Source organism: Rhodanobacter lindaniclasticus (genome assembly GCF_004799035.1).
Taxonomy (GTDB): domain Bacteria; phylum Pseudomonadota; class Gammaproteobacteria; order Xanthomonadales; family Rhodanobacteraceae; genus Rhodanobacter; species Rhodanobacter lindaniclasticus.
In genome coordinates this window covers 63,076-85,180 of the sequence record NZ_MWIO01000032.1, presented here as the reverse complement: position 1 = coordinate 85,180, position 22,105 = coordinate 63,076, and the positions used below count along the sequence as shown (strand labels likewise).

Genomic DNA, 22,105 nt, shown 5'->3' with positions numbered 1-22,105 from the left:
AAATGGAAATGCCGGCAAGTCCGGCTGGACCCCGCATTGGAGGCAGGCGACGCATTGTGCGGTGCCGGGGTGTTCTTGGCAACGATCGGCGCTTGTGACCGTCAGACGGCATAAAGGTTCAGCGCCGCCCGGGACATCGGCGCCCGCCGGCCCCGCCTTCAGCCGGCGCCATCCACCGGCGGCTCCGGCTTGTCCAGGGTTTCCTTCAAGGCCGCCTGCAGGCGCGCATGCATGTGCACCAGGCCCCGCCACAGCACCACGGACAGTACCGCACCCACCACCAGCAGAAAAATGGCGATGCCGCGCGGTGGCAGGATCGCCGAGCCCAGCGCGCTCAACAGGATGCCCAGCAGCAACAGCGTGGCCAGCGGGATCACCCTCGCCAGGATGTTGCGGATGGCGTGCGTATAGGACCTGGCAAAGCTCTCGCGTATGCCGATCTCGGCGAGCAGCATGCCCAGCGCGCCGGCCTTGCGATAGACCGCAATCAGCATCGGCAGGGAGAGGAACAGCGCGCACGCCCAGATCATCGTGTGCCGCATCTCGCGTCCGATGCCCACGGTGGAGAACCAGGTCCAGCCATGCGCGTTGACATAGGCGCCGACCATGAACAAGGTCACCACCAGCAGGATGTTCACCGCGATGTGCCACAGCAGGCGCCGCAGGATCGCCGCCAGCGTGGCGTTTTCGTTCACCGGCTTGAGATGTTCCAGCCAGCCGCTGTAACTGGTGGCCAGCAATTGCACCGAGCGCGGCGTGACCCGGCGCAACCCGCTGGCCACGCGATCGCCCGAGCGCGAGAGATAAGGTGACAACGCCATGCACAATACCGATACCGCGACCGCCACCGGATAGATGAAGTCGCTGATCACGCCCAGCGAAAGGCCGAGCGTGGCGATCACGAACGAGAACTCGCCGATCTGCGCCATGCCCAGCCCGGCCCGCAACGCAGTGCGCGGCTCATGCCCGACCACCAGCACGCCGAGGCTGCAGGCCAGGGTCTTGCCGATGATCACCACCCCGGCAATCAGCAAGGCAGGCACCGCGTACTGCCACAGCATGGCCGGGTCGATCTTCAGCCCGATCGCCACGAAGAACAGCGCGGCGAACATGTCGCGCAAGGGCTCGACCAGATGCACCACCCGGCCGGAGCTGCGCGACTCGGCCACCACCGCGCCCGCCAGGAAAGCACCCAGCGCCACACTGAAGCCCATCCATACCGCGACCAGGCTGGCGCCGAAACAGATGCCCAGCGCACTGACCAGCAGGGTTTCGTCGCGCCCGAAGCCGGCCACGTAGTCCACCAGCCGCGGCAACAGCAGCAGGCCCAGGATCATGCCGACCACCACGAACAGACCCAGGTGGCCGATCAACGTAAACGCCGCTTCCGCCTGCACCGAACCACCGATGGCCACGGCGGTGAGCAAAGTCAGCATGACGATGGCCAGCATGTCTTCGGCCACCAGCAGGCCCACCACCAATTGCGCGAACGGCTGCCGGCGCTGGCCCAGCTCGGACAAGGTACGCGTCGCCACCATGGTCGAGGACAACGAGATGATCGCACCGAGAAACAGCGCGTCCATGCCCTTCCAGCCAAACAGGCTGCCGATGCCGTAGCCGATCCACAGCATCAGGCCCACCTCGCCCACGGCCACCAGCAGCATGCCGATGCCCACGTCGCGCAGCTTGCGCACGCTGAACTCCAGACCCAGCGTGAACATCAGCAGCACCACGCCGAGGTTGGATATGTCGTCGATCGTGCGCGCGTCGCCGACCAGCACGCCGGGAGTGTGCGGGCCGATCAGCACGCCCGCCAGGATGTAACCGAGCAGCACCGGCTGGCGCATGCGCTGGAACAGGATCGTGGTAGCCCCGGCCACCAGCATCACCACGGCCAGATCTCGGATGAAACCGATTTCGTGCATCGACTGCCTTTGTTGTGGTCTTCGTCACCGCAGCATAAAGGAGCGTCGGCAAAGATCGCGTCCGCACCACCACGAACCCGACGGCGCGTGACGACGCGCACACGTCGCTCCGTCGAAAAAAAGCTTGACGGACCAGCGGCCCCACCCTATTCTTCTCGGCTTCCAGCGGCGGGGCCATAGCTCAGCTGGGAGAGCGCCTGCATGGCATGCAGGAGGTCGGCGGTTCGATCCCGCCTGGCTCCACCAACGTTTGACCCAAGGCAAGTCCTTTGCGAGAGCCCGCACTTCCACTGCGGGTTTTTCGAAAAAGCAACGTCCCCATCGTCTAGAGGCCTAGGACATCACCCTTTCACGGTGACGACCGGGGTTCGAATCCCCGTGGGGACGCCAAGTTGGACCACGCAAGCTGGAAGCTGTTGCAACTGCGGAGTGGTAGTTCAGTTGGTTAGAATGCTGGCCTGTCACGCCGGAGGTCGCGGGTTCGAGTCCCGTCCACTCCGCCATCATTCAAGACACGAAACCCGCCTCGCGCGGGTTTTTTGTTGTGCGGGTCCGTGCGCCCGCCATGGCCGCACCCTGCAATGGGACCGCTACTCCGGACCGCGCTCGCACGACTCCGGTTGCGGCTCCAGCGTGCCGATGGAGTGTCCCTGTTCGGCCAGGTACTCCAGCCATCGGGTCAGGAAGCGGTTCATGCGCAGGCGATGCTGGAATACCGAATGCACGGGCGAAAACGGCCCCAGCACCTGCCACAGGTGCCGGCCGGGATGGCAGTGCAAGGCCTCGGCGACATGCGCGTCGGTGTACATGCGCAACTGGGCCGAAGGCGCCCGGTGGCCGGTGTGCGCATCGACGAAACCGTAGGTGAGTTCCAGTTCGATGGTGTACGGGTGGTGTTCCTGCACTTGCAGGTGCACGTCCAGGCCGTCGTCGACGCTGGACACGTAGTGGCCGGCGGCGAGCTCCTGTGGCGCGAACAGCCGCGCGAGGCGATGGTAGTTCTCCGCGTACAGGCCCATCAGGGTCTCGAACCTTCCGGGCAGCAGGCTGTTTCGATTGTCCAATACGGCACTCATGGGCTGCGCACAAACTCCGGTCAGGGTCAGAACATGGTCCGCTCGATGCCGAAGCGGTCGAAGATCTTGCTGGCGATCTCCTCGATCGACACGTGAGTGGTGTTGAGGCTCGGTATCCCGGTCTGGCGCATCAGTCGTTCGGCCTGCTCCAGTTCCCAGCGACACTGCGCGAGGGTGGCATAGCGGCTGCCGGAGCGGCGCTGTTCGCGAATCTGCGCGAGGCGAACCGCGTCGATGGTCAGCCCGTAGAGCCGGTCCCTGAACGGTCGCAGGCGCGCTGGCAACTCAAGCTTCTCCAGATCCTCGTCGGTCAGCGGATAGTTGGCGGCGCGGACGCCGTAATGCAAGGCCATGTACAGGCAGGTCGGCGTCTTGCCCGAGCGCGACACGCCGACAAGGATCAGGTCGGCATCGTCGTAATTCACGTCGATACCGTCGTCATGCGACAACGCGTAGTTGGTGGCATTGATGCGCGCCTCGTACTTGTCGAAGTCGACCATGCCATGGGAACGATTCACCGCACCGGAACGCCGCGTCTGGAGTTCGTCCTCCAGCGGGCCGATGAATGGCGCGAACACGTCCAGCATCAGCGCGCCGCTGGTGGCCACGATGTCGCACAACGCGCGGTCGGCCATGGTGTTGACCACCACCGGACGCAGCCCGGTTTGCGCGTAATTGGTCTTGATGCGCAATGCAGCCACTTCGGCCTTGTGCGGGTTGTCGGTGAACGGCAGCCGATGCTTGTCGAACTGGACGCCCTCGAACTGCGCCAGGATGCTGTTGCCGATCGTCTCGGCGGTAATACCAGTGGAATCGGAAATGAAAAACACGGTTCGCTGCATGGGGGGCTTCCGCCGTCCTGGGGGCACTGACTCGCACCTTAGCGCAAGGGAAAAACGCTGTCCCGCGTTGAACGCGCGTTGACTGGTATCCGGTTGGAATGACTTCGCGCGGCACTGGTCTTCTTGTGCTGCGCACCATCGACAGCGGACAATACCAGTTCTTTGCAGCGCGCCCGCCGCAACTCCGTGGCACCGGCTGCCCACGTTCCGCCTTCCGAGGAGACACTCTTGAACGACTTGGTGCTTTGGCTCGACCAACTGCGCATGACCGACCTGGGCAAGGTCGGCGGCAAGAATGCCTCGCTGGGCGAGATGATCGGCAACCTGGCCAAGCTCGGTGTCTCCGTGCCGGGCGGTTTCGCCACGACAGCCGCCGCATTCCAGCAGTATCTGGAAAAGAGCGGGCTGGCCCGGCGCATCCAGGATCGCCTGGCCCCGCTCGACGTCGACAACGTGGATGCCCTGGTTGCGGCCGGCCGGGAAATCCGCGGCTGGATCGTCGACACCGCCCTGCCCGCCGAGCTGGAGCAGGCGATCCGCGAGGCCTACATCAAGCTGTGCAAGGACGCCGGCGCCGACGACATTGCCGTTGCCGTGCGTTCGTCGGCCACCGCCGAGGATCTGCCCGATGCCAGCTTCGCCGGCCAGCAGGAAACCTTCCTCAACGTGGTCGGCATCGACGACGTGCTGCACAAGGTGAAGGAAGTCTTCGCCTCGCTGTACAACGACCGCGCCATCGCCTACCGCGTGCACCAGGGCTTCAAGCACGAGGACGTGTTCCTGTCCGCCGGCGTGCAGCTGATGGTGCGCTCGGACGTGGGCGCCTCCGGCGTGCTGTTCACGCTGGATACCGAGTCGGGCTTCCGCGACGTGGTGTTCGTCACCGGTTCGTACGGCCTCGGCGAGATGGTCGTGCAGGGTGCAGTGAACCCGGACGAGTTCTACGTGTTCAAGCCGACCCTGCGCGCGGGCAAGCCAGCCGTGCTTCGTCGCAACCTGGGCGCCAAGCAGTTGCGCATGGTCTATTCCAGTGCGCCGGGCGAACGCGTGAAAACCGAGGACACGCCGGCCGAACTGCGCCACAGGTTCTGCATCAGCGACGACGACGTGCAGGAGCTCGCCCGCCAGGCACTGATCATCGAGAAGCACTACGACCGCCCGATGGACATCGAGTGGGCGAAGGACGGCAACACCGGCAAGCTGTACATCGTGCAGGCCCGCCCGGAGACCGTGAAGTCGCGCTCGCACGCCACCCAGCTCGAACGCTTCCATCTCGGCGAGAAAGGCAAGGTGCTGGCCGAAGGGCGCTCGATCGGCCAGAAGATCGGTGCAGGCAAGGCGCGCGTGGTGCGCTCGCTGGCCGACATGAACAAGGTGCAGCCCGGCGACGTGCTCATCGCCGACATGACCGACCCCGACTGGGAGCCGGTGATGAAGCGCGCCTCGGCCATCGTCACCAACCGCGGCGGCCGCACCTGCCATGCGGCGATCATCGCGCGCGAGCTCGGTGTGCCGGCGGTGGTCGGGACCGGCAACGCGCTGGAGCTGATCCCCGATGGCGTCGACGTCACCGTGTCCTGCGCCGAAGGCGATACCGGCACGATCTACGAGGGCATCCTGAAGTTCGAGCGGATCACCGCGGATCTGGGCGACATGCCCGAGGCACCGCTGAAGATCATGATGAACGTGGCCAACCCGGAACGCGCCTTCGACTTCGGCCAGCTGCCGAACGCCGGCATCGGCCTGGCCCGCCTGGAAATGATCATCGCCAGCCACATCGGCGTGCATCCGAAGGCGCTGCTGGAATACGCCAGGCAGGACGCCGAGACCAGGGCGAAGATCGACGAGCGCATCGCCGGCTACGCCGGCCCGGTCGAGTTCTACGTCGATCGCCTCGCCGAAGGCATCGCCACCATCGCCGCCTCGGTCTACCCGAAGCCGGTGATCGTGCGCATGAGCGATTTCAAGTCCAACGAGTACGCCAACCTGCTCGGCGGCTCGCGTTACGAGCCGCACGAAGAGAACCCGATGATCGGCTTCCGCGGCGCCAGCCGCTACGTCGATGCCAGCTTCGCCGAGGCGTTCGGCCTGGAGTGCCGCGCGGTCAAGCGCGTGCGCGAGGTGATGGGGCTGGACAACGTGTGGGTGATGATCCCGTTCGTGCGCACGCTGGAGGAAGGCCGCAAGGTGATCGACGTACTGGCGAAGAACGACCTGCGCCAGGGCGAGCACGACCTGAAGGTCATCATGATGTGCGAGGTGCCGTCCAACGCCCTGCTCGCCGACGAGTTCCTCGACATCTTCGACGGCTTCTCGATCGGCTCCAACGACCTCACCCAGCTCACCCTGGGCCTGGACCGCGACTCGTCCATCGTCGCCAGCCTGTTCGACGAACGCAACGCGGCGGTGAAGAAGCTGCTGGCCATGGCCATCCAGACCGCACGCGCGCGCGGCAAGTACGTCGGCATTTGTGGCCAGGGTCCCAGCGATCACCCGGACCTGGCCGAGTGGCTGATGGAACAGGGCATCGAATCGGTCTCGTTGAACCCGGACACCGTGGTCGATACCTGGCTGCGGCTGGCGAAAAAGAAGGCCGGCTGACGCCATCGCGCCGCACCGGCAGCACGTCGGTGCCTGCTTCGGGAAAGGGCCGGGATCACCCGGCCCTTTCATTTCCGTGTCCCCCAGATCCAGAGCCGGCCCGGCATCGGCGCCGGGCTTCTTGCGCCGCAGCTTGCCCGATGCGGGCGCCAACGTTAGCTTCCATGCGTTTGTTTCCACTTTGCATTTGAAGCGCCGCAGGCATGGTGCCCGTGACGCGGCGCGGAGCAGCGGATCTTGAGCAGGAACCAGCGCAACAGCCACGGCGACACCCGCAAGCGGCTGCTGGAGGCCACCGAGTGGCTGTTCATCGAGTGTGGCTACGAAGCCATGTCGCTGCGCCACGTCACGGCGCGCGCCGATGCCAACCTGGCCGCCGTGAATTACCACTTCGGCAGCAAGGAGGCCTTGATGCAGGAGGTGCTTTCGCTGCGCCTGGATCGGCTCAACCGCGAGCGGCTGCAATTGCTCAGCACCTGCGAACAGGAGCAGCCGTTCGCCATGGATGCCGCCGCCGTGCTGGCCATGCTGTTCATTCCGGCATTCCGGCTCAGCCGCGGGGACGCATCCGGACCGGCCTTCATGCGGCTGCTCGGGCGTGTCTACAGCGACCCGTCACCGTTCATCCGCAGCTATCTCGAGGCGCATTACCGGCCGATCTCCGGGCGCTTCTTCGAGGCTTTCTCGCGTGCGTTGCCGGCCCTGCCGCGCCGCGAACTCGGCTTGCGTCTGCATTTTGCGTTGAAGGCGCTGTCCGGCATGCTGGCCGGCGAAGACATGCAGGAGCTCATCGCCAGCCTGAGCCAGGGCGAGAAGTTCAACGATACCGAATTGCTGGCGAGGCTGGTCTCCCTGCTGGCTCCCATCCTCACCGCGCCATTCGGTACGCCGGAGCAGACCGAGACGATCGAGCGAGTGCTGGAACTGGACCGGGCTGCCGCGCCGGGCGACGCGGAGACCCGCGCCGCGACCGGGGACGTGCCGGCACATCACTCCACGCCGGATGCGCAAAACGCCGCTCTGACAGGCGGCGAGGCAACGTGACGTCCGTGGGGATTGTTCGGCCCATCCTGGGCCTCACCCTTCCGCGCTTCGCGCTCCAGGGCCAGCCTGCGGCTGTCCAGAATTGTTCCTGACAATTTTGTCGAACCGGTGGGTTCGTCTACACCACCCTCTCCGCCAGATACGCAAAACGCCCCGGTCGGGGCGTTTTGCGTATCTGGCGGAGAGGGTGGGATTCGAACCCACGGTACGCTTGCACGTACGCCTGATTTCGAGTCAGGTACATTCGACCACTCTGCCACCTCTCCGGTCGGGTGCATGGGCGCATGCGAGCCGCGAATCATACGCGAGCGGGGGACTCGTGACAACAACCCCGGCTTGCGGCATGCTGCGGGAGCTTGCCCTGACCAAAGCCTCATGATCGAACTCGGACACGGAACTCACGTCGGCCTGCGCCGCACGCGCAACGAGGATACCTACCATGCAGACGCCACGCTCGGCCTGTTCCTGGTCGCCGACGGCATGGGCGGGCATCAGCACGGCGAAGTGGCCGCGGCGCTGGTGCGCGACACCATGGTCGAGCGGATCGGTGCCGGCGCGAACCTCGTCGAGGCGGTGAACGAAGCGGGCGAACGGCTGCTGGCGCATACGCGACCCAGATTCGACCTGCTGCCGATGGGTACCACGATCGCCTCGTTGCGGATCATCGGGGACAACTATGAAGTTGCCTGGGTCGGCGACAGCCGCATCTATCTGTGGCAGCACTGCTTGCATCGGGTCAGTCATGATCATTCGCTGGTCCAGGCCCTGGTCGAGGCCGGCCAGCTCGACCCGGCTCAGGCGGCGCAACATCCGCAACGCAACCTGCTCACCCAGGCGCTCGGCATCACCGCCACTGAGCAATTGCGCATCGGCATGGCCAGGGGCGTGCTCGAACCGGGCATGACCTTCCTGCTGTGCAGCGACGGTCTCACAGAGTGCGTCGACGACGCCGCGATCGCCCGCACCGTCGCGCGCAACGACCTCGCCGCGCAGGAATGCGCCGATCAATTACTGCTGAGTGCGCTCGATGGAGGCGGCGACGACAATGTCACCGTCGTCCTCGTGCGCTGCAGCTGAGGCCGGCGGCGGCGCTTACTGCAGCCGGCGCCACACACTCTGGCCACCCGCGCTCTTGTCCAGCGCATCGAGTCGCCGCTCATGCTCGAGCAACTCGTCCGTCGATGCACGCAGCACGCGCGGACGCACCTGCAATGTTGCCGGCAGCAGCACCTCCGCGTGTTGCGGGGCCGCCGCGTCAAATTCCAGATCCAGCCCGACCTGGCCCGAGGTCATGGCCAGATAGACGTCGGCCAGCAGCTGCGCGTCGATCAGGCCGCCGTGCAGGTCGCGGCGCGAGTTGTCCACGCCCAGCCGCTTGCACAACGCATCGAGGCTGTTGCGCTGGCCGGGATAGCGTTCGCGCGCCATCGCCAGCGTATCCAGCACGCTGCAACGGTCCCCGATGCTGCCTCGCTCGGCACCCAGGCGGGCCAGCTCGGCATCGAGAAAGCCGATGTCGAACGCCGCGTTGTGGATGATCAGTTCGGCGCCCGCGATGAAGGCCAGGAACTCGTCCGCCACATCGGCAAACCGTGGCTTGTCGAGCAGGAATTCGTCCTCGATGCCGGTGACCTGGCGCGCACCTTCGTCGATCGCGCGATCGGGGTTCAGGTACGTCTGGTAGTGCCGCCCGGTGAGCCTGCGCTCGACCATCTCGACGCAGGCGATCTCCACCAGGCGATGGCCCTGGCGCACTTCCAGGCCGGTGGTTTCGGTGTCGAGAACGATCTGCCTCATGCGCCACTCCTGATCGACTCGGCCTGCTCACGCGCGGCACGGTCGACGCGATCGTTCTCGACGTGGCCATTGTGGCCCTTGACCCACTGCCAGCGAACCCGGTGCGTGCCGACCGCGTCGGACAGGCGTTGCCACAGATCCTGGTTCTTGACCGGTTTGCGGTCGGCCGTGCGCCATCCGTTGGCGCGCCATTTCGGCAGCCACTGCTCGATGCCCTGCATGACGTAGCGCGAATCGGTGGTGAGGGTGACCGCACACGGTCGCTTCAGCGCCTCGAGGGCGGCGATGGCCGCCATCAGCTCCATGCGGTTGTTGGTGGTGGCGGCTTCCCGGCCGGCCAGCATCCGCTCGCCACCGGGCGCCCGCAGCAACGCGGCCCAGCCACCGGGCCCGGGATTGCCGAGGCAGGCGCCATCGGTAAATGCTTCCACTTCACTCATGTGTGTTCAGGTGTCCCCTGTCGTCTGCAAGGCCGGGTTGGGTCGTGTTCCCGGCGAAAGCCTGCCCGGTGCCGGTACCGGCAGCGTCACCGGCTTGATGCGCAGTGGCGTGGCCAGTCGTCGGCGCTTGCGCGCCAGCAGCACATAGCCACCTCCGAGTGCGTTGCCCGATGCCGTCGACGTCGCCGGCAACCCCGGCCAACCGCGTCCCACGCGCCGGGCCAGTTCGATGTCCATGCCGGCATGGCGCAGAACGCGTTCCAGCTGCAGGGGAAGCTGCAGCTTGAGCGTCCGGCCGCGCGCATGCCAACGCAACCACGGCGACCAGCCGCTGACCGGATGCACGCCGGTCAAGGCGAGCACGCCGCCCGGTGCCAGCACCCGCAGCACGTCCCCCAGCAGCGCCGAAGACACCGGCGAGACCTCCAGCGCGTGACGCAGCAACACCAGGTCGAACGCATCGGCCATGAACGGCAACGGCTGGTCCACGGCGGCACGCAGATCACCCGCGTACCGGTCGCCGTCGAGATGGAGACGAACCCAGTTGCCCAGCATGGGCAGCGCAGGCGGTACTTCGTCGGCTGCGACCCCCAGGAGCAGCGCGTGCGTGCCGAAACAGCGCTGCAACTCTGGCGCGAGCACCCTCGCCTGGGCATCGCGCAATCGGCGCAGCGGTGCACTGGCGTAGATGTCGTTGTCCTGTCGGCGCATGCAGCGGGCCCGGGTGCTTTCGCAAACCCGCAGTTTAGCTGCAGTGGGTAACCGATCGCAGTCGCCGCGGACCTGCCTCACGCATCTGAATGCCCGACCCACCTATTAACGCCTTGCTAACGAGCGGCTGTCCCCGCCCCTCTATAGTCGGGCGCTCCAGGCGGCCCGGCGGCCGCGTCTGCCGGGAAGCACCGGCACCGACGCGCAGCCGCTGTCGCCCCGACTATCCGGAACCGCCTTGCATCTCCTGCCACTCCCGGCCCTGACCGACAACTACATCTGGCTGCTTCATGACGATGAAGGCCAGGCAGTGGTCGTCGATCCCGGCGAGGCGGGCGTGGTCGAGCAGGCCCTGGAGCAGCACCACTTGCGCTTGCGCAGCGTACTGCTGACGCATCACCACAACGACCACATCGGCGGCGCCGCCGAACTGCGGAAGCGTCACGGCGCGACGGTGCACGGGCCGCTCGATCCGCGCATCGATTGCCTGACGCACGTCGTCGGCGATGGCGACACGGTGGAGTTGTCCGCGCCGAGGCTGACTTTCGAGGTGTTGGCGATCCCCGGTCACACTCTTACCCACATCGGCTACGTGGGCGCCGGGTTGCTGCTGTGTGGCGACACCCTGTTCAGCCTGGGCTGTGGCCGCCTGTTCGAAGGCACGCCGGCCCAGATGCTCGCCTCGCTGGAACGCCTCGCAGCGCTGCCCGGCTCGACCCGGGTCTGCGCCGGGCACGAGTACACCCATGCCAACGGCCTCTTCGCGAACGAAGTGGAGCCAGACAACCCGAAGCTGCGGCAGCGTCGAGACGAGGTAGCCCGATTGCGCGCCGCCGGTCAGCCCAGCCTGCCGGTCACGCTGGAAGTGGAACGCACCACCAACCCCTTCCTTCGGGTGGATGCCCAGGCCGTGGTCGAATGGTGCGCTCGGCGCGGGACCGGAGGCGATCGGGTAGCCCGCTTTGCCGCCTTGCGGGCAGCCAAGGACGTCTTCCGCGCATGAACGGTGCCTTCCGACAGCTGTTGCTGCCGCTGGCGCTGTCGGCCGCACTGGCGGCCTGTACCACGCAACCGACCCGCGCACCTGCGCCCGTTGCCGCCTCCGCCCCCGCACCGGAGCCGGCAATCCCCGCGAGCGCCGCCGAGGCGGCACCCGCTCCGGTGACCGACCCGTGGGACCAGCTGCGCAGCAGCTTTTCCATGCCCGGCTGCGACGCCGATCCCTCGGTGCTGGCGTGGGCCGCACGCTATACGCGCAACCCCGGACTGTTCGAAAAATCCCTGCGCCGGGCACTACCACGCCTGACCTACATCCAGCAGGTCGCGGAGCAGTACGATGTTCCGGGCGAGTTCGTGCTGTTGCCGTGGGTGGAGAGCCGTTACCGGCCAGCCCGGGGACGCAAGCACGACGCCGCAGGCATGTGGCAGATCATGCCGGTAACCGCGCGCGCGATGGGTCTGCGGGTGGACCGCCATTACGACGGCCGCCTGGACATCCCTGCCGCGACGCACGCGGTGATGAAGTTGCTGCAGCAATACCACGACCGCTTCCATGACTGGCGCGTGGCTGACTACGCCTACAACGCCGGCGAGTTCAAGATACGCAGGTTGATCCGGCACCACGGCACGCCGGCGGACAAGCCGGCGATTCCCGACCTGCCGGTACGCAGCGTCACGCGCGAACATCTGACCCAGTTGCTGGCTATCGCATGCGTGATACGCGAACCGGCACGCTTCCAGGTCAGCCTGCCCCGCCTGCCGGAAGCAGAGCATCTGGCGCAGGCAGCCGTCACTCACTCCATCACGGTGGCGCATGCCGCCAAGCTGGCAGGCATGTCCGAGACGGCCCTGCGGCAGCTCAACCCGGCGTTCCGTGGCAACAGGCTGGATGCGCGGTCGGTGCCGTACCTGATGTTGCCAGCCAAACACGCCAGCGAGTTCGAAGACGCCATGCTCGCCGATGCCGCTTCCCCCGCGACTACGGAACACGACGGCGGCAAACCCGCTGGCGGGGGTGGCACCCACGTGGTCAGTTCGGGCGAAAGCCTGTGGCAGATTGCGCGGGAGTACTCGACCAGCGTCACGCGATTGCAGGAGCTGAACGACCTGCGCCAGGGCCAGGCGATCCAGCCCGGCCAGGTACTGAAGCTGGACGACATCGACTGAAACCCTGCTTCGCCCCGGATCGGACCCGTGGCACCCGGATTTCCGGCCGGACATCGGCGGCATGCGCGGCACAACCTCCACGCACCCCGCCGGGGCGGGGGCATGGCAACCGGGCGGACCGGTTACAGCAGGTTGTTGTTGATCTTGATCTTGGTCTTGGCGCGCAGGACCTGGAGCAGCTCGCGCGTCGCTTCGCCGGCGTAGGCCTGGGCCATCTGGCGATGCAACAGCCCGCGATCTTCGGCCGACATCTTGGTCAGGTCCCCGGGCTGCACCTTGTCCACCGCGACCATCGCGAAGCCGCCGTCACCCATGTCCACCTCGGCGAACCGGGGTTTCTCGGGCGCGGCCGGATGCGGCAGCAGGAAAGCTTCCTTCAGTACCGGCGGCGGTACCTGGAACGACTGGCCGCGCACCGCCTCGGGCACGGTGACGACTTTGGCGTCGATCGACTTGGCTACCGCCGCCATGTCCTCGCCCTTCTGCAAACGTGCCAGCACGTCGTCGGCCTGTTTCCGGGCCGCCACCGCAATACGTTCCTGCAGGATGCTCTGCTGCACGCTGGCGCGAACCTCCTCCAGCGGCTTGGCCGCGGCCGGCACGTGCTTGCTGACGTGGATCACCACCGAATGGTTGTTGCCCAGGTCGATCAGGCTCGAGTTGTTGCCCTGGACCAGCACGTCGTCACTGAACGCGGCGGCAACCACCTTGGGGTTGGCCGCCAGACCTTCGCCACCGTTGCGCGAGAACAGCGGCGTGGTCTGGATCGGCAGATCAAGCGCGGCGGACGCCGGTTCGAGCGAGCCCGGGTTCGAGTAGGTCTGGTCCGCCATCTTGCCGGCCAGCTCGTTGTACTGGCGGTCGCGTTCGGCGCTGGTCGCCTCCTGCAACAATTGATCGCGCACCTCGGCGAACGGCTTGGATTCGCCGCTGCGCACGTCGCGCAACCAGATGATGTGATAACCGTCCGACGACAGCACAGGCTTGGAGATCTGCCCTTTCTGCAGCGCGAACATCGCCGAATCGAACGCGGCGTTGGTCACGCCCTTCTCGAGCCAGCCGAGGTCGCCGCCCTGACGCCGTGAACCCAGATCCTGCGAGTCCTTTTCGGCCAGCGCGGCAAAATTCGCCGGCGTCGCCTCGGCCGCGAGCTTGTCTGCCGTGGCCAGCGCGGCCTTCTGCTGCTCCGGCGTGGCATTGGTGGGCACGTTGATCAGGATGTGCGAGACCAGCCGCTGCTCCGGCTGCACGAAGCGCTGCTTCTCCTCCTCGTAGCGCGCCTTCAGCTCCTCGTCGCTGGGGGCCGCCTTCGGCTTGAGCTTGGCGCCATCCACCTCGACGTACTCCACCGAAACCTGTTCGGGATTCATGTAGTCGGCCTGGTGGGCCTTGTACCAGGCTTCGATCTGCGCATCGGTCACCTGCTTATCGGCCGGGTCAGGCTTCGCCAGCACGAAGTAACGCAGATCGCGCCGCTGGGTGGCCAAGCTGAGGTAATCGTCGACGCGCTGGTCGCTGATGATCGCACTGTCGTCGATTGCCTGCGGCAGCAGCTGCGTTGCCAAGGACGAACGGATCTCGTCCTCGAACATGGCCGAGGTCTTGCCGCTGTTGGCAAGATAGGAGCGGTAGCTGGTCGGATCGAACTTGCCGCTGACCTGGAAGGCGGGAATGTCCGCGATGGCGTCGCGCAGGGACTGATCGGAGACGCGCATGCCCCAGTCTGCGTTGGCCTGCAGCAGGAGCTGCTCGTCGATCATCGCGTCCAGCACGCGCAGCTTGGTTTCCGGCTTCTCGAACATGGCCGGGTCGAACTTGTCGCCCTGCTGCGTGCTGAACTGCTGCCGCAACTGGTTCATGCGGTTCTGGAATGCGTTCTGGCTGATCTCGCGCTTGCCCACCTTGGCCACGAACGTGTCGTTCTGCGAAGTGAAGTAGCTCTCCATGCCAAACAGCGACATCGCCAGCACGGCGAGGCCGAGAACGATGATGGACGGCCATCCGTGCATCTTGTTACGCATTGCCTGCAGCATAGAAATCTTCCCGCAACGTGATTTGGAAGCGCGCGCGAGGCGCATGATCCACACGAGGCACCGGACGCCTCATCGCTGCATGCCGGTGCGCCATGGCATCGCCGAACACGCAGGTCTCAAACGACAAGGGCGCCCCACGGGCGCCCTTGCTAAACGTGGCGGAGTGGACGGGACTCGAACCCGCGACCTCCGGCGTGACAGGCCAGCATTCTAACCAACTGAACTACCACTCCGCACAATCTGGTGGGTGCTGTAGGGATCGAACCTACGACCACCGCCTTGTAAGGGCGACGCTCTACCGCTGAGCTAAGCACCCCGAAACCAAGCGCAAGCCGCTTAGTTTAGGGCATCCTTCAGGGTCTTGCCAGCCTTGAACGCGGGCACTTTCGACGCCTTGATCTTGATCGTTTCGTTGGTCCGCGGGTTGCGCCCGGTGCGCGCGGCACGCTTGCGCACGGTGAACGTGCCGAAGCCCACCACCGAGACATCCTCACCCTTCTTCAACGACTTCTGGATGGCTTCCAGGTAGGCCTCCAGCGCACGACCAGCGTCTGCCTTGGTCAGCTCGGCCTTCTCGGCAATGGCATTGATCAGATCGGTTTTGTTCATTGAAAAACTCCCTCGTTCGGATTTCGCCCGCGCGATCCGTCGCGAGACGGATGACGCGGGCATGGATGGTTGGCTGGTGCCAGAGCCGTGGAGCAACTCCGCATCGCCTCGTCGTCAAGCAAGCGCGGGGGCTGCGGCATCGCCTTTATACCAGTGCCCCGCCGCTATCCGCAACACAAGGCGCAGCAACGTTTCCGCCGGTTCGACATGGTCAAAAATCGCATGCGCGAGCCGGCTCCAGGCACAGCCCGGAACTTCGCCGATCAACGTCGACACGGCTGCATCACGAGCCTATCGCGCGGGCGCGTCCGGCCCGCGCGGCCACCCCGCACGGTCAATGCGTCAGCGAGTGTCCTTCCGCCGACTCCCCGGCCACGGCTGCCGGCGGCGTCTCGCTCGCCGGTTTGGGCTGCACCGGATGCTCCAGTGCGATGTCGAGCACCTCATCGATCCAGCGCACCGGATGGATCTCCAGCGACTCGGTGATGTTGGCCGGCATGTCCACCAGATCCTTCTTGTTGTCCTCGGGAATGATCACCGTGGTGATGCCGCCGCGATGCGCCGCGAGCAGTTTTTCCTTGAGACCGCCGATCGGCAGCACGCGACCACGCAGGGTGATCTCGCCGGTCATGGCCACCTCCGAACGCACCGGCACCTTGGTCAGCACCGACACCAGCGCGGTGCACATGGCGATGCCGGCACTGGGACCGTCCTTGGGCGTGGCGCCTTCGGGCACGTGAATGTGCACATCGAGCTTCTGATGGAACTCGGGATCGATGCCGAGCCGGTCGGCGCGCGCGCGTACCACCGAAAGCGCGGCCTGGATCGACTCCTTCATCACGTCGCCCAACTGGCCGGTGTGCACCAGTCGACCCTTGCCCGGCACCACCGAGCCCTCGATGCTGAGCAACTCGCCGCCGACCTGGGTCCACGCCAGGCCGGTGACCAGGCCCACTTCGTTCTGCAGCTCCTTGCGACCGAAGTCGAAACGACGCACACCGAGGTAGTCACCCAGGTTCGCTGCGTCCACCTTGATGCTGCCCGCCGCGACCTTCGACTTGCCTGCAGCAGCTTTCGCCCGCGACGCTCCGACCTTGGCCTTGGCCTTGGCTTTCTTCACCTGGCCAAGGGTCAACTCCTTGACCACCTTGCGGCAGATCTTGGAAATCTCGCGCTCGAGATTGCGCACGCCGGATTCGCGCGTGTAGTAGCGCACGATGTCGCGCAACGCCTCTTCGGCGACGTCGAGCTCCTCCGGCTTGAGGCCGTTCGCCTTGAGCTGTTTCGGCAGCAGATACCTGCGCGCGATGCCGAGCTTCTCGTCCTCGGTGTAACCCGGAATGCGGATGACCTCCATGCGGTCGAGCAGCGGGCCGGGGATGTTCAGCGAATTGGCGGTGGCGATCCACATCACCTCGGACAGGTCCAGGTCGACCTCCAGGTAGTGATCGTTGAACGCGTGGTTCTGCTCCGGATCGAGCACCTCAAGCAGCGCCGACGAGGGATCGCCGCGGAAGTCCATCGACATCTTGTCGATCTCGTCCAGCACGAACAGCGGGTTCCGCGCGCCGGCCTTGTTGATGTTCTGCACGATGCGTCCGGGCATCGAGCCGATGTAAGTGCGCCGATGGCCGCGAATCTCGGCCTCGTCGCGCACGCCACCCAGGCTCATGCGAACGAACTTGCGGTTGGTCGCCTTGGCGATCGACTGCCCCAGCGAGGTCTTGCCCACGCCGGGGGGACCGACCAGGCACAGGATCGGACCCTTCATCACCGACACGCGCTGCTGCACGGCGAGGTACTCGAGGATGCGTTCCTTCACCTTCTCCAGGCCGAAATGATCGGCGTCGAGCACTTCCTGCGCCATCTGCAGGTCCTTGCGCACCTTGCTGCGCTTTTTCCACGGCACGCCGACCAGCCAGTCGAGGTAGTTGCGCACGACGGTGGCCTCGGCCGACATCGGCGACATCTGCCGCAGCTTGCCGAACTCCTGCCGCGCCTTGGCCAGCACCGGCTTGGGCATGCCGGCGGCTTCGATCTTCTTCTGCAGTTCCTCGACCTCGTTGGGGCCGTCCTCGCCGTCGCCCAGCTCCTTCTGGATCGCCTTCATCTGCTCGTTGAGGTAGTACTCGCGCTGGCTCTTCTCCATCTGCGACTTGACCCGGCCGCGGATGCGCTTCTCGACCTGCTGCAGGTCCATCTCGCCGTCGACCAGCCCGATCAGCAGCTCCAGCCGCTTGCCCACGTCGGCCGTCTCAAGCACCTTCTGCTTGTCGGCCATGCGCACGGAAAGATGCGCGGCGATGGAATCCGCCACGCGCGAAGGGTCGTCGATGCCCGACAGGCTGGCCAGCACTTCCGGCGGCAGCTTGCGGCTCTGCTTGACCAGCTGTTCGAACAGCGAAATCAGTGTGCGCGAAACGACATCCAGCTCGCGCTCTTTCGCGTTGTAGGCGGGCTCGATGACCCGCGACCGCGCGGTGAGCATGCCGTCGTTCTCGCTGAAATCCTCCAGCGCGACGCGCGACTGCCCTTCCACCAGCACCTTCACCGTGCCGTCAGGCAGTTTCAGCAACTGCAGCACGCCAGCCAGCGTGCCGACCCGATGCAGGTCGGCAACCTCGGGGTCGTCGATATCCGGGCTGGTCTGCGCCACCAGCAGGATCTGCCGTTCGCCTTCCATCGCACGCTCCAGCGCCCGCATCGACTTGTCGCGGCCGACGAACAGCGGGATCACCATGTGCGGATAGACCACCACATCGCGCAAAGGCAATACCGGCAGGGCGTCCAGCGCAACGGGGGCGGGGGCTTGCTTGGCCATGGAAAAGAGATTCCTCGAATTCAATTGGGGTTTCGTCCCGACACTGCACCGGGCCTCTCAACACGTCAAGTGGAGGCGATCCCGGGCAGTGCAAGGCTTGCGGTGGTCCGCAAAACGAACGCGGCCCCGGTGGAACCACCGGGGCCGCGCAATGGGTACAGCGGATTCGATCAGGCCGCGGCGTCGCCGCCATCGCCCGCCACGCGCTGCTGCAGATTGCCACGATAGATCAGGTATGGCTCGGCCTGCCCTTCGATCACCGCATCGTCGACCACCACCTTGCTTACGTGCTCCAGCGACGGCAGCTCGTACATCGTGTCCAGCAGCACCTGTTCCAGGATGGTACGCAGGCCGCGCGCGCCGGTCTTGCGCTTGAGCGCCTTCTGCGCGATCGCCTCCAGCGCCTCGGGGCGGAACTCCAGCTCCACGTCTTCCATCTCGAACAGCTTCTTGAACTGCTTGGTGACCGCGTTCTTCGGCTCGGTGAGGATTTTCACCAGAGCAGCCTGGTCCAGCTCGTCCAGTGTCGCGACGACCGGCAGGCGCCCGACGAACTCGGGGATCAGGCCGAAGCGCACCAGGTCCGCCGGCTCCACATCCGCCAGCACCTTGCCCAGATTCTGCGTGCGCTCCTTGCTGCGCACCTCGGCACCGAAGCCGATGCCGGTGCTCTCGGAGCGCTGCTGGATGACCTTTTCCAGGCCGGCGAACGCACCGCCACAGATGAACAGGATGTTCTTGGTGTCGACCTGCAGGAACTCCTGCTGCGGATGCTTGCGCCCGCCCTGCGGCGGCACCGAGGCGAGGGTACCCTCGATCAGCTTCAGCAGCGCCTGCTGCACGCCTTCACCGGAAACGTCGCGGGTGATCGACGGGTTCTCGCTCTTGCGCGAGATCTTGTCGATCTCGTCGATGTAGACGATGCCCGACTGCGCCTTCTCGACATCGTAGTCGCACTTCTGCAGCAACTTCTGGATGATGTTCTCGACATCCTCGCCCACGTAACCGGCTTCGGTCAGCGTGGTGGCATCGGCGATCGTGAACGGCACGTTGAGCAGCCGCGCCAGCGTTTCGGCCAGCAGCGTCTTGCCCGAGCCGGTCGGGCCGATCAACAGGATGTTGGATTTGCCCAGCTCGATGTCGTCGCTCTTCTGGCGCGACTCCATCCGCTTGTAGTGGTTGTACACGGCAACCGCCAAGGCCTTCTTGGCGCGCGCCTGGCCGACCACGTACTGGTCCAGCGATTCGCGGATCTCGCGCGGCTTGGGCAGCTGGGTATGGCCGGCGGCGGCCTTCTCTTCCAGCTCCTCGCGGATGATGTCGTTGCACAGCTCCACGCACTCGTCGCAGATGAACACGGACGGGCCCGCAATCAGCTTGCGTACTTCATGCTGGCTCTTGCCACAGAACGAGCAATAGAGAATCTTGCCGCTGTCGCTGGAACGCCCCTGCCGGTCGTCACTCATACTCTCGATCCTGCTGGTAAATCCGGGTGCGTCGCGAGAATACCACAGGGCCCCGCGTCTGCCTGCAGACGCAGAGCCCATCGCGGGACACCGGGTAAAGTCGTCGAATCAGGCGGATTTCACGGATTCCACGGCGCGCTTGTCGAGCACTTCGTCGATCAGTCCGTAGGCCTTGGCATCCTGCGCGTTCATGAAGCGGTCGCGTTCCATGTCCGCCTCGATCTTCTGCAGCGGCTGGCCGGTATGCTCCACGTAGAGGTTGTTCAAGCGCTCGCGGATATAAAGGATCTCGCGCGCCTGGATCTCGATGTCCGTGGCCTGGCCCTGCGCACCGCCGGAAGGCTGGTGGATCATGATGCGGGAGTTCGGCAAGGCAAAGCGCTTGCCCTTGGCGCCCGCCATCAGCAGGAACGAGCCCATGCTGCAAGCCTGGCCGATGCACATGGTGCTGACCGCCGGTTTGATGAACTGCATCGTGTCGTAGATCGCCAGCCCGGCGGTAACCGCGCCGCCGGGGCTGTTGATGTAGAAGTTGATGTCCTTGTCCGGGTTCTCCGACTCCAGGAACAGCATCTGCGCCACGATCAGGTTGGCCACCTGGTCGTTGACCTCACCCACCAGGAAAATCACCCGCTCCTTCAACAGGCGCGAGTAGATGTCATAGGAGCGCTCGCCGCGAGCGGTCTGCTCGACGACCATCGGCACCAGGTTGAGATTCTTGATGGGATCCATGGTCATCATGCTCGCGACTGGGGGTTGGACGGGCCTGGCAATGGTCAGGCGTTGGCTGGGCGCATCACGTCGTCGAAACTCAGTTCCTGCCTGGTGGTGGTGGCGTGCTCGGCCACCCACTCGGCCACCTGGTCTTCCATCACGCGATTCTGCAGCCCGGACATCAACTGGGGGTCGCCATTGTAGAGTTCAATGACCTTCTCCGGTTCCTCGTAGGTCGAGGCAATCGCAGCCAACTGCTCGGCAACCCGCTTGCGGTCGATCTTGAGCCCCTGCTTGCGGGCAATTTCACCCATCAGCAGGCCGGCAATCACCCGCTTGCGGGCGATCGGCAAGGCGGCCTCGATCAACTGCTGCGGCGGCTGCTGGCCTTCGGGCACGTTGCCCGCGGCCAAGGTACGTGCCTCGGACTGCACCAGCATCTTCGGCACGTCCAGATCGCCGTGCGTCTCGGCCAGCTTGCTGGCCACTTCCGACTTCAGGCGGGCCATCAGCGCCGCCTTGAGTTCGCGCTCCAGATTGGCGCGGACCTCCTTGCGGAAGGTCTCCAGGTCGCCATCCTCGATGCCGAACAGCTTGGCGAAGTCACCGTCGACTTCCGGCAGCTTCGGCTCCTGCACCTTGATGATGTGGAAATTGACCTGGGCGCCCTTGCCGGCAAGCTGGTCGTTGCGAAAGTCGGCGGGGAACTCGATCGCCGCCTCGAACTCGTCGCCGGCCACGCGCCCGGTGAGCGCCTCGTCCAGCGCTGCAAACAGGGTGCCCGAGCCCAGCACGCTGCCGGCACGCTCCAGCCCCTCGGCGGGGAAGCGGTAATCGCCTGCCGTGGCAGCGTACTCGAACATCACGAAATCGTCGGCAGCCGAGGTGCGCTCGACCTCCTCGAAGCTGCGCCGCTGCAGACGCAGGGTTTCCAGCATCCGGTCGATGTCGGCGTCGGTGACTTCCGCGACGGCACGATGCACTTCCAGTGCGGAGACGTCGATCTCGGGAAACTCCGGCATGATCTCGAAGGTCGCGGTGTAGGCGATCTCGCCATTCTCGGGACGGCCGGTGGTGTTGATCGCCGGGTTCGCGATCGGCTGCAGCTTCTCCTGCTCCACCGCTTCGCGCAGGGTGCTGCCGATCAGGTCGGAAAGCACCTCGCCCCGCACCTGCTCACCGAAGCGCTGCTTGATCACCGTCACCGGCACCTTGCCGGGACGGAAGCCCTTCAAACGAACCGTGCGGCCCATTTCCGCAATCCGCGCGCTGACCTGCGTCTCGAACCGCTCCGCGGGAAACTTCACCGTGAGCTTGCGCTCCAGCGAACCGACATTCTCAACCGAAACCTGCATGACGTCTCCTGGTACTACTCTTTGTGTTGTGGCCTGCCACAGGCGCCATGGCGGGATGCCCCGCCTGCAAAACCGAATGGACCATGGTGCGAAAGGGGGGACTCGAACCCCCACGGGGTTACCCGCTGGAACCTAAATCCAGTGCGTCTACCAATTCCGCCACTTTCGCGATGCCGCCGCCATTGACCACGGGTCCGGTCACGGCGCCGGACGACCGTCAGCCGTCGCCGCTCACCGCCGCGGGAACCCTGCGGCACGCTCGCCCAAGTCGAGGATTCCCTTGTACGAAATCAGATCATTTTACGGTTGCGCGGCCTTGCAGCACAAGCCGGAGCATGAACGATCGCGACCGTCCAAAAGCAGACAGGCGCCCGGTTTGCCGGGCGCCTGTCGTTAGTGGTGGGCCGTGAAGGATTCGAACCTTCGACCAATTGATTAAGAGTCAACTGCTCTACCAACTGAGCTAACGGCCCAGAGACTGGGTCAACCCGGAACTCCGGGGTGG

Annotated in this window: 18 protein-coding genes and 8 tRNA genes; 8 read left to right on the top strand and 18 right to left on the bottom strand. The window is 65.5% G+C overall.

Features of this window, described 5'->3' with window-relative positions; translation table 11 throughout:
- Positions 1 to 158 precede the first annotated feature (158 nt).
- Positions 159 to 1,925, bottom strand: coding sequence for a cation:proton antiporter (locus B1991_RS12515; protein WP_136259008.1), 1,767 nt, complete (start codon positions 1,923 to 1,925; stop codon positions 159 to 161).
- Positions 1,926 to 2,095: 170 nt separating this feature from the next.
- Between B1991_RS12515 and B1991_RS12510 the strand changes: the two genes are divergently transcribed.
- The 3 genes from B1991_RS12510 to B1991_RS12500 all read left to right on the top strand — a co-directional run bounded on the left by B1991_RS12510 (position 2,096) and on the right by B1991_RS12500 (position 2,428).
- A tRNA-Ala gene (locus tag B1991_RS12510) sits at positions 2,096 to 2,171 on the top strand.
- Positions 2,172 to 2,239: 68 nt separating this feature from the next.
- Positions 2,240 to 2,315 (top strand) — tRNA-Glu (locus B1991_RS12505).
- Positions 2,316 to 2,351: 36 nt separating this feature from the next.
- A tRNA-Asp gene (locus B1991_RS12500) sits at positions 2,352 to 2,428 on the top strand.
- Positions 2,429 to 2,515: 87 nt separating this feature from the next.
- Here the strand turns inward: B1991_RS12500 and B1991_RS12495 are convergent.
- Positions 2,516 to 3,001, bottom strand: a complete 486-nt coding sequence (locus B1991_RS12495) for a DUF1249 domain-containing protein (RefSeq protein ID WP_136259007.1) — start codon at positions 2,999 to 3,001, stop codon at positions 2,516 to 2,518.
- Between the two features lie 26 nt (positions 3,002 to 3,027).
- Positions 3,028 to 3,843, bottom strand: a complete 816-nt coding sequence (gene ppsR / locus B1991_RS12490; protein WP_136259006.1) for a posphoenolpyruvate synthetase regulatory kinase/phosphorylase PpsR — start codon at positions 3,841 to 3,843, stop codon at positions 3,028 to 3,030.
- A gap of 228 nt (positions 3,844 to 4,071) precedes the next feature.
- On the opposite strand from ppsR, the gene ppsA reads away from it, so the two are divergent.
- Both ppsA and B1991_RS12480 read left to right on the top strand, forming a co-directional pair.
- A complete protein-coding gene (gene ppsA / locus B1991_RS12485; protein WP_136259005.1) occupies positions 4,072 to 6,444 on the top strand; it encodes a phosphoenolpyruvate synthase in 2,373 nt (790 codons plus the stop codon).
- Between the two features lie 237 nt (positions 6,445 to 6,681).
- Entirely contained in the window at positions 6,682 to 7,488 is an 807-nt protein-coding gene (locus B1991_RS12480) for a TetR/AcrR family transcriptional regulator (protein ID WP_136259004.1), read from the top strand.
- A 176-nt stretch (positions 7,489 to 7,664) separates the two neighbouring features.
- On the opposite strand, the gene B1991_RS12475 is transcribed toward B1991_RS12480, so the two are convergent.
- Positions 7,665 to 7,754 (bottom strand) — tRNA-Ser (locus B1991_RS12475).
- 109 nt (positions 7,755 to 7,863) lie between these two features.
- Here B1991_RS12475 and B1991_RS12470 point away from each other — a divergent pair.
- Positions 7,864 to 8,565 carry a PP2C family protein-serine/threonine phosphatase gene (locus B1991_RS12470; protein ID WP_136259047.1) on the top strand — a complete coding sequence of 234 codons (702 nt, stop codon included), beginning with the start codon at positions 7,864 to 7,866 and terminating at the stop codon, positions 8,563 to 8,565.
- A gap of 15 nt (positions 8,566 to 8,580) precedes the next feature.
- Here the strand turns inward: B1991_RS12470 and dnaQ are convergent, their stop codons facing one another.
- From dnaQ to B1991_RS12455, 3 genes are read right to left on the bottom strand one after another with little or no spacing between them, the layout of a single operon-like run.
- Positions 8,581 to 9,285 carry a DNA polymerase III subunit epsilon gene (dnaQ, locus tag B1991_RS12465; protein ID WP_136259003.1) on the bottom strand — a complete coding sequence of 235 codons (705 nt, stop codon included), beginning with the start codon at positions 9,283 to 9,285 and terminating at the stop codon, positions 8,581 to 8,583.
- A complete protein-coding gene (gene rnhA / locus B1991_RS12460) occupies positions 9,282 to 9,725 on the bottom strand; it encodes a ribonuclease HI (RefSeq protein WP_136259002.1) in 444 nt (147 codons plus the stop codon). The genes dnaQ and rnhA overlap by 4 nt, the downstream gene beginning before the upstream one ends.
- 6 nt (positions 9,726 to 9,731) lie before the next feature.
- Positions 9,732 to 10,436 (bottom strand): methyltransferase domain-containing protein, encoded by a 705-nt coding sequence (locus B1991_RS12455; RefSeq protein WP_136259001.1) that lies wholly within the window; start codon positions 10,434 to 10,436, stop codon positions 9,732 to 9,734.
- A 238-nt stretch (positions 10,437 to 10,674) separates the two neighbouring features.
- On the opposite strand from B1991_RS12455, the gene gloB reads away from it, so the two are divergent.
- Together gloB and B1991_RS12445 are read left to right on the top strand one after the other, a co-directional pair.
- The gene (gene gloB / locus B1991_RS12450; protein WP_136259000.1) at positions 10,675 to 11,439 is read left to right on the top strand and encodes a hydroxyacylglutathione hydrolase; all 765 of its coding nucleotides are present in this window, start codon (positions 10,675 to 10,677) and stop codon (positions 11,437 to 11,439) included.
- Positions 11,436 to 12,602, top strand: coding sequence for a transglycosylase SLT domain-containing protein (locus tag B1991_RS12445; RefSeq protein ID WP_342773775.1), 1,167 nt, complete (start codon positions 11,436 to 11,438; stop codon positions 12,600 to 12,602). Before gloB ends, B1991_RS12445 begins: the two co-directional genes overlap by 4 nt.
- Positions 12,603 to 12,724: 122 nt before the next feature.
- Here B1991_RS12445 and B1991_RS12440 read toward each other — a convergent pair whose 3' ends face one another.
- The 11 genes from B1991_RS12440 to B1991_RS12395 all read right to left on the bottom strand — a co-directional run bounded on the left by B1991_RS12440 (position 12,725) and on the right by B1991_RS12395 (position 22,073).
- Complete coding sequence (locus B1991_RS12440) at positions 12,725 to 14,635, bottom strand: SurA N-terminal domain-containing protein (RefSeq protein ID WP_136258999.1); 1,911 nt, start codon at positions 14,633 to 14,635, stop codon at positions 12,725 to 12,727.
- A gap of 156 nt (positions 14,636 to 14,791) precedes the next feature.
- Positions 14,792 to 14,868 (bottom strand) — tRNA-Asp (locus B1991_RS12435).
- An 8-nt stretch (positions 14,869 to 14,876) separates the two neighbouring features.
- A tRNA-Val gene (locus B1991_RS12430) sits at positions 14,877 to 14,951 on the bottom strand.
- Positions 14,952 to 14,971: 20 nt separating this feature from the next.
- The gene (locus B1991_RS12425) at positions 14,972 to 15,244 is read right to left on the bottom strand and encodes an HU family DNA-binding protein (RefSeq protein WP_136258998.1); all 273 of its coding nucleotides are present in this window, start codon (positions 15,242 to 15,244) and stop codon (positions 14,972 to 14,974) included.
- A 114-nt stretch (positions 15,245 to 15,358) separates the two neighbouring features.
- The gene (locus tag B1991_RS18670; protein WP_168709636.1) at positions 15,359 to 15,520 is read right to left on the bottom strand and encodes a hypothetical protein; all 162 of its coding nucleotides are present in this window, start codon (positions 15,518 to 15,520) and stop codon (positions 15,359 to 15,361) included.
- A 58-nt stretch (positions 15,521 to 15,578) separates the two neighbouring features.
- Positions 15,579 to 18,065 (bottom strand): endopeptidase La, encoded by a 2,487-nt coding sequence (lon, locus tag B1991_RS12420; RefSeq protein WP_136258997.1) that lies wholly within the window; start codon positions 18,063 to 18,065, stop codon positions 15,579 to 15,581.
- A 170-nt stretch (positions 18,066 to 18,235) separates the two neighbouring features.
- Positions 18,236 to 19,531, bottom strand: a complete 1,296-nt coding sequence (clpX, locus tag B1991_RS12415) for an ATP-dependent Clp protease ATP-binding subunit ClpX (RefSeq protein ID WP_136258996.1) — start codon at positions 19,529 to 19,531, stop codon at positions 18,236 to 18,238.
- Between the two features lie 108 nt (positions 19,532 to 19,639).
- Positions 19,640 to 20,269 carry an ATP-dependent Clp endopeptidase proteolytic subunit ClpP gene (gene clpP, locus B1991_RS12410; RefSeq protein WP_136258995.1) on the bottom strand — a complete coding sequence of 210 codons (630 nt, stop codon included), beginning with the start codon at positions 20,267 to 20,269 and terminating at the stop codon, positions 19,640 to 19,642.
- A 38-nt stretch (positions 20,270 to 20,307) separates the two neighbouring features.
- Positions 20,308 to 21,600, bottom strand: coding sequence for a trigger factor (gene tig, locus B1991_RS12405; protein WP_136258994.1), 1,293 nt, complete (start codon positions 21,598 to 21,600; stop codon positions 20,308 to 20,310).
- A gap of 84 nt (positions 21,601 to 21,684) precedes the next feature.
- Positions 21,685 to 21,769: transfer RNA gene (locus B1991_RS12400), tRNA-Leu, on the bottom strand.
- A gap of 228 nt (positions 21,770 to 21,997) precedes the next feature.
- Positions 21,998 to 22,073 (bottom strand) — tRNA-Lys (locus B1991_RS12395).
- Positions 22,074 to 22,105: the final 32 nt, after the last annotated feature.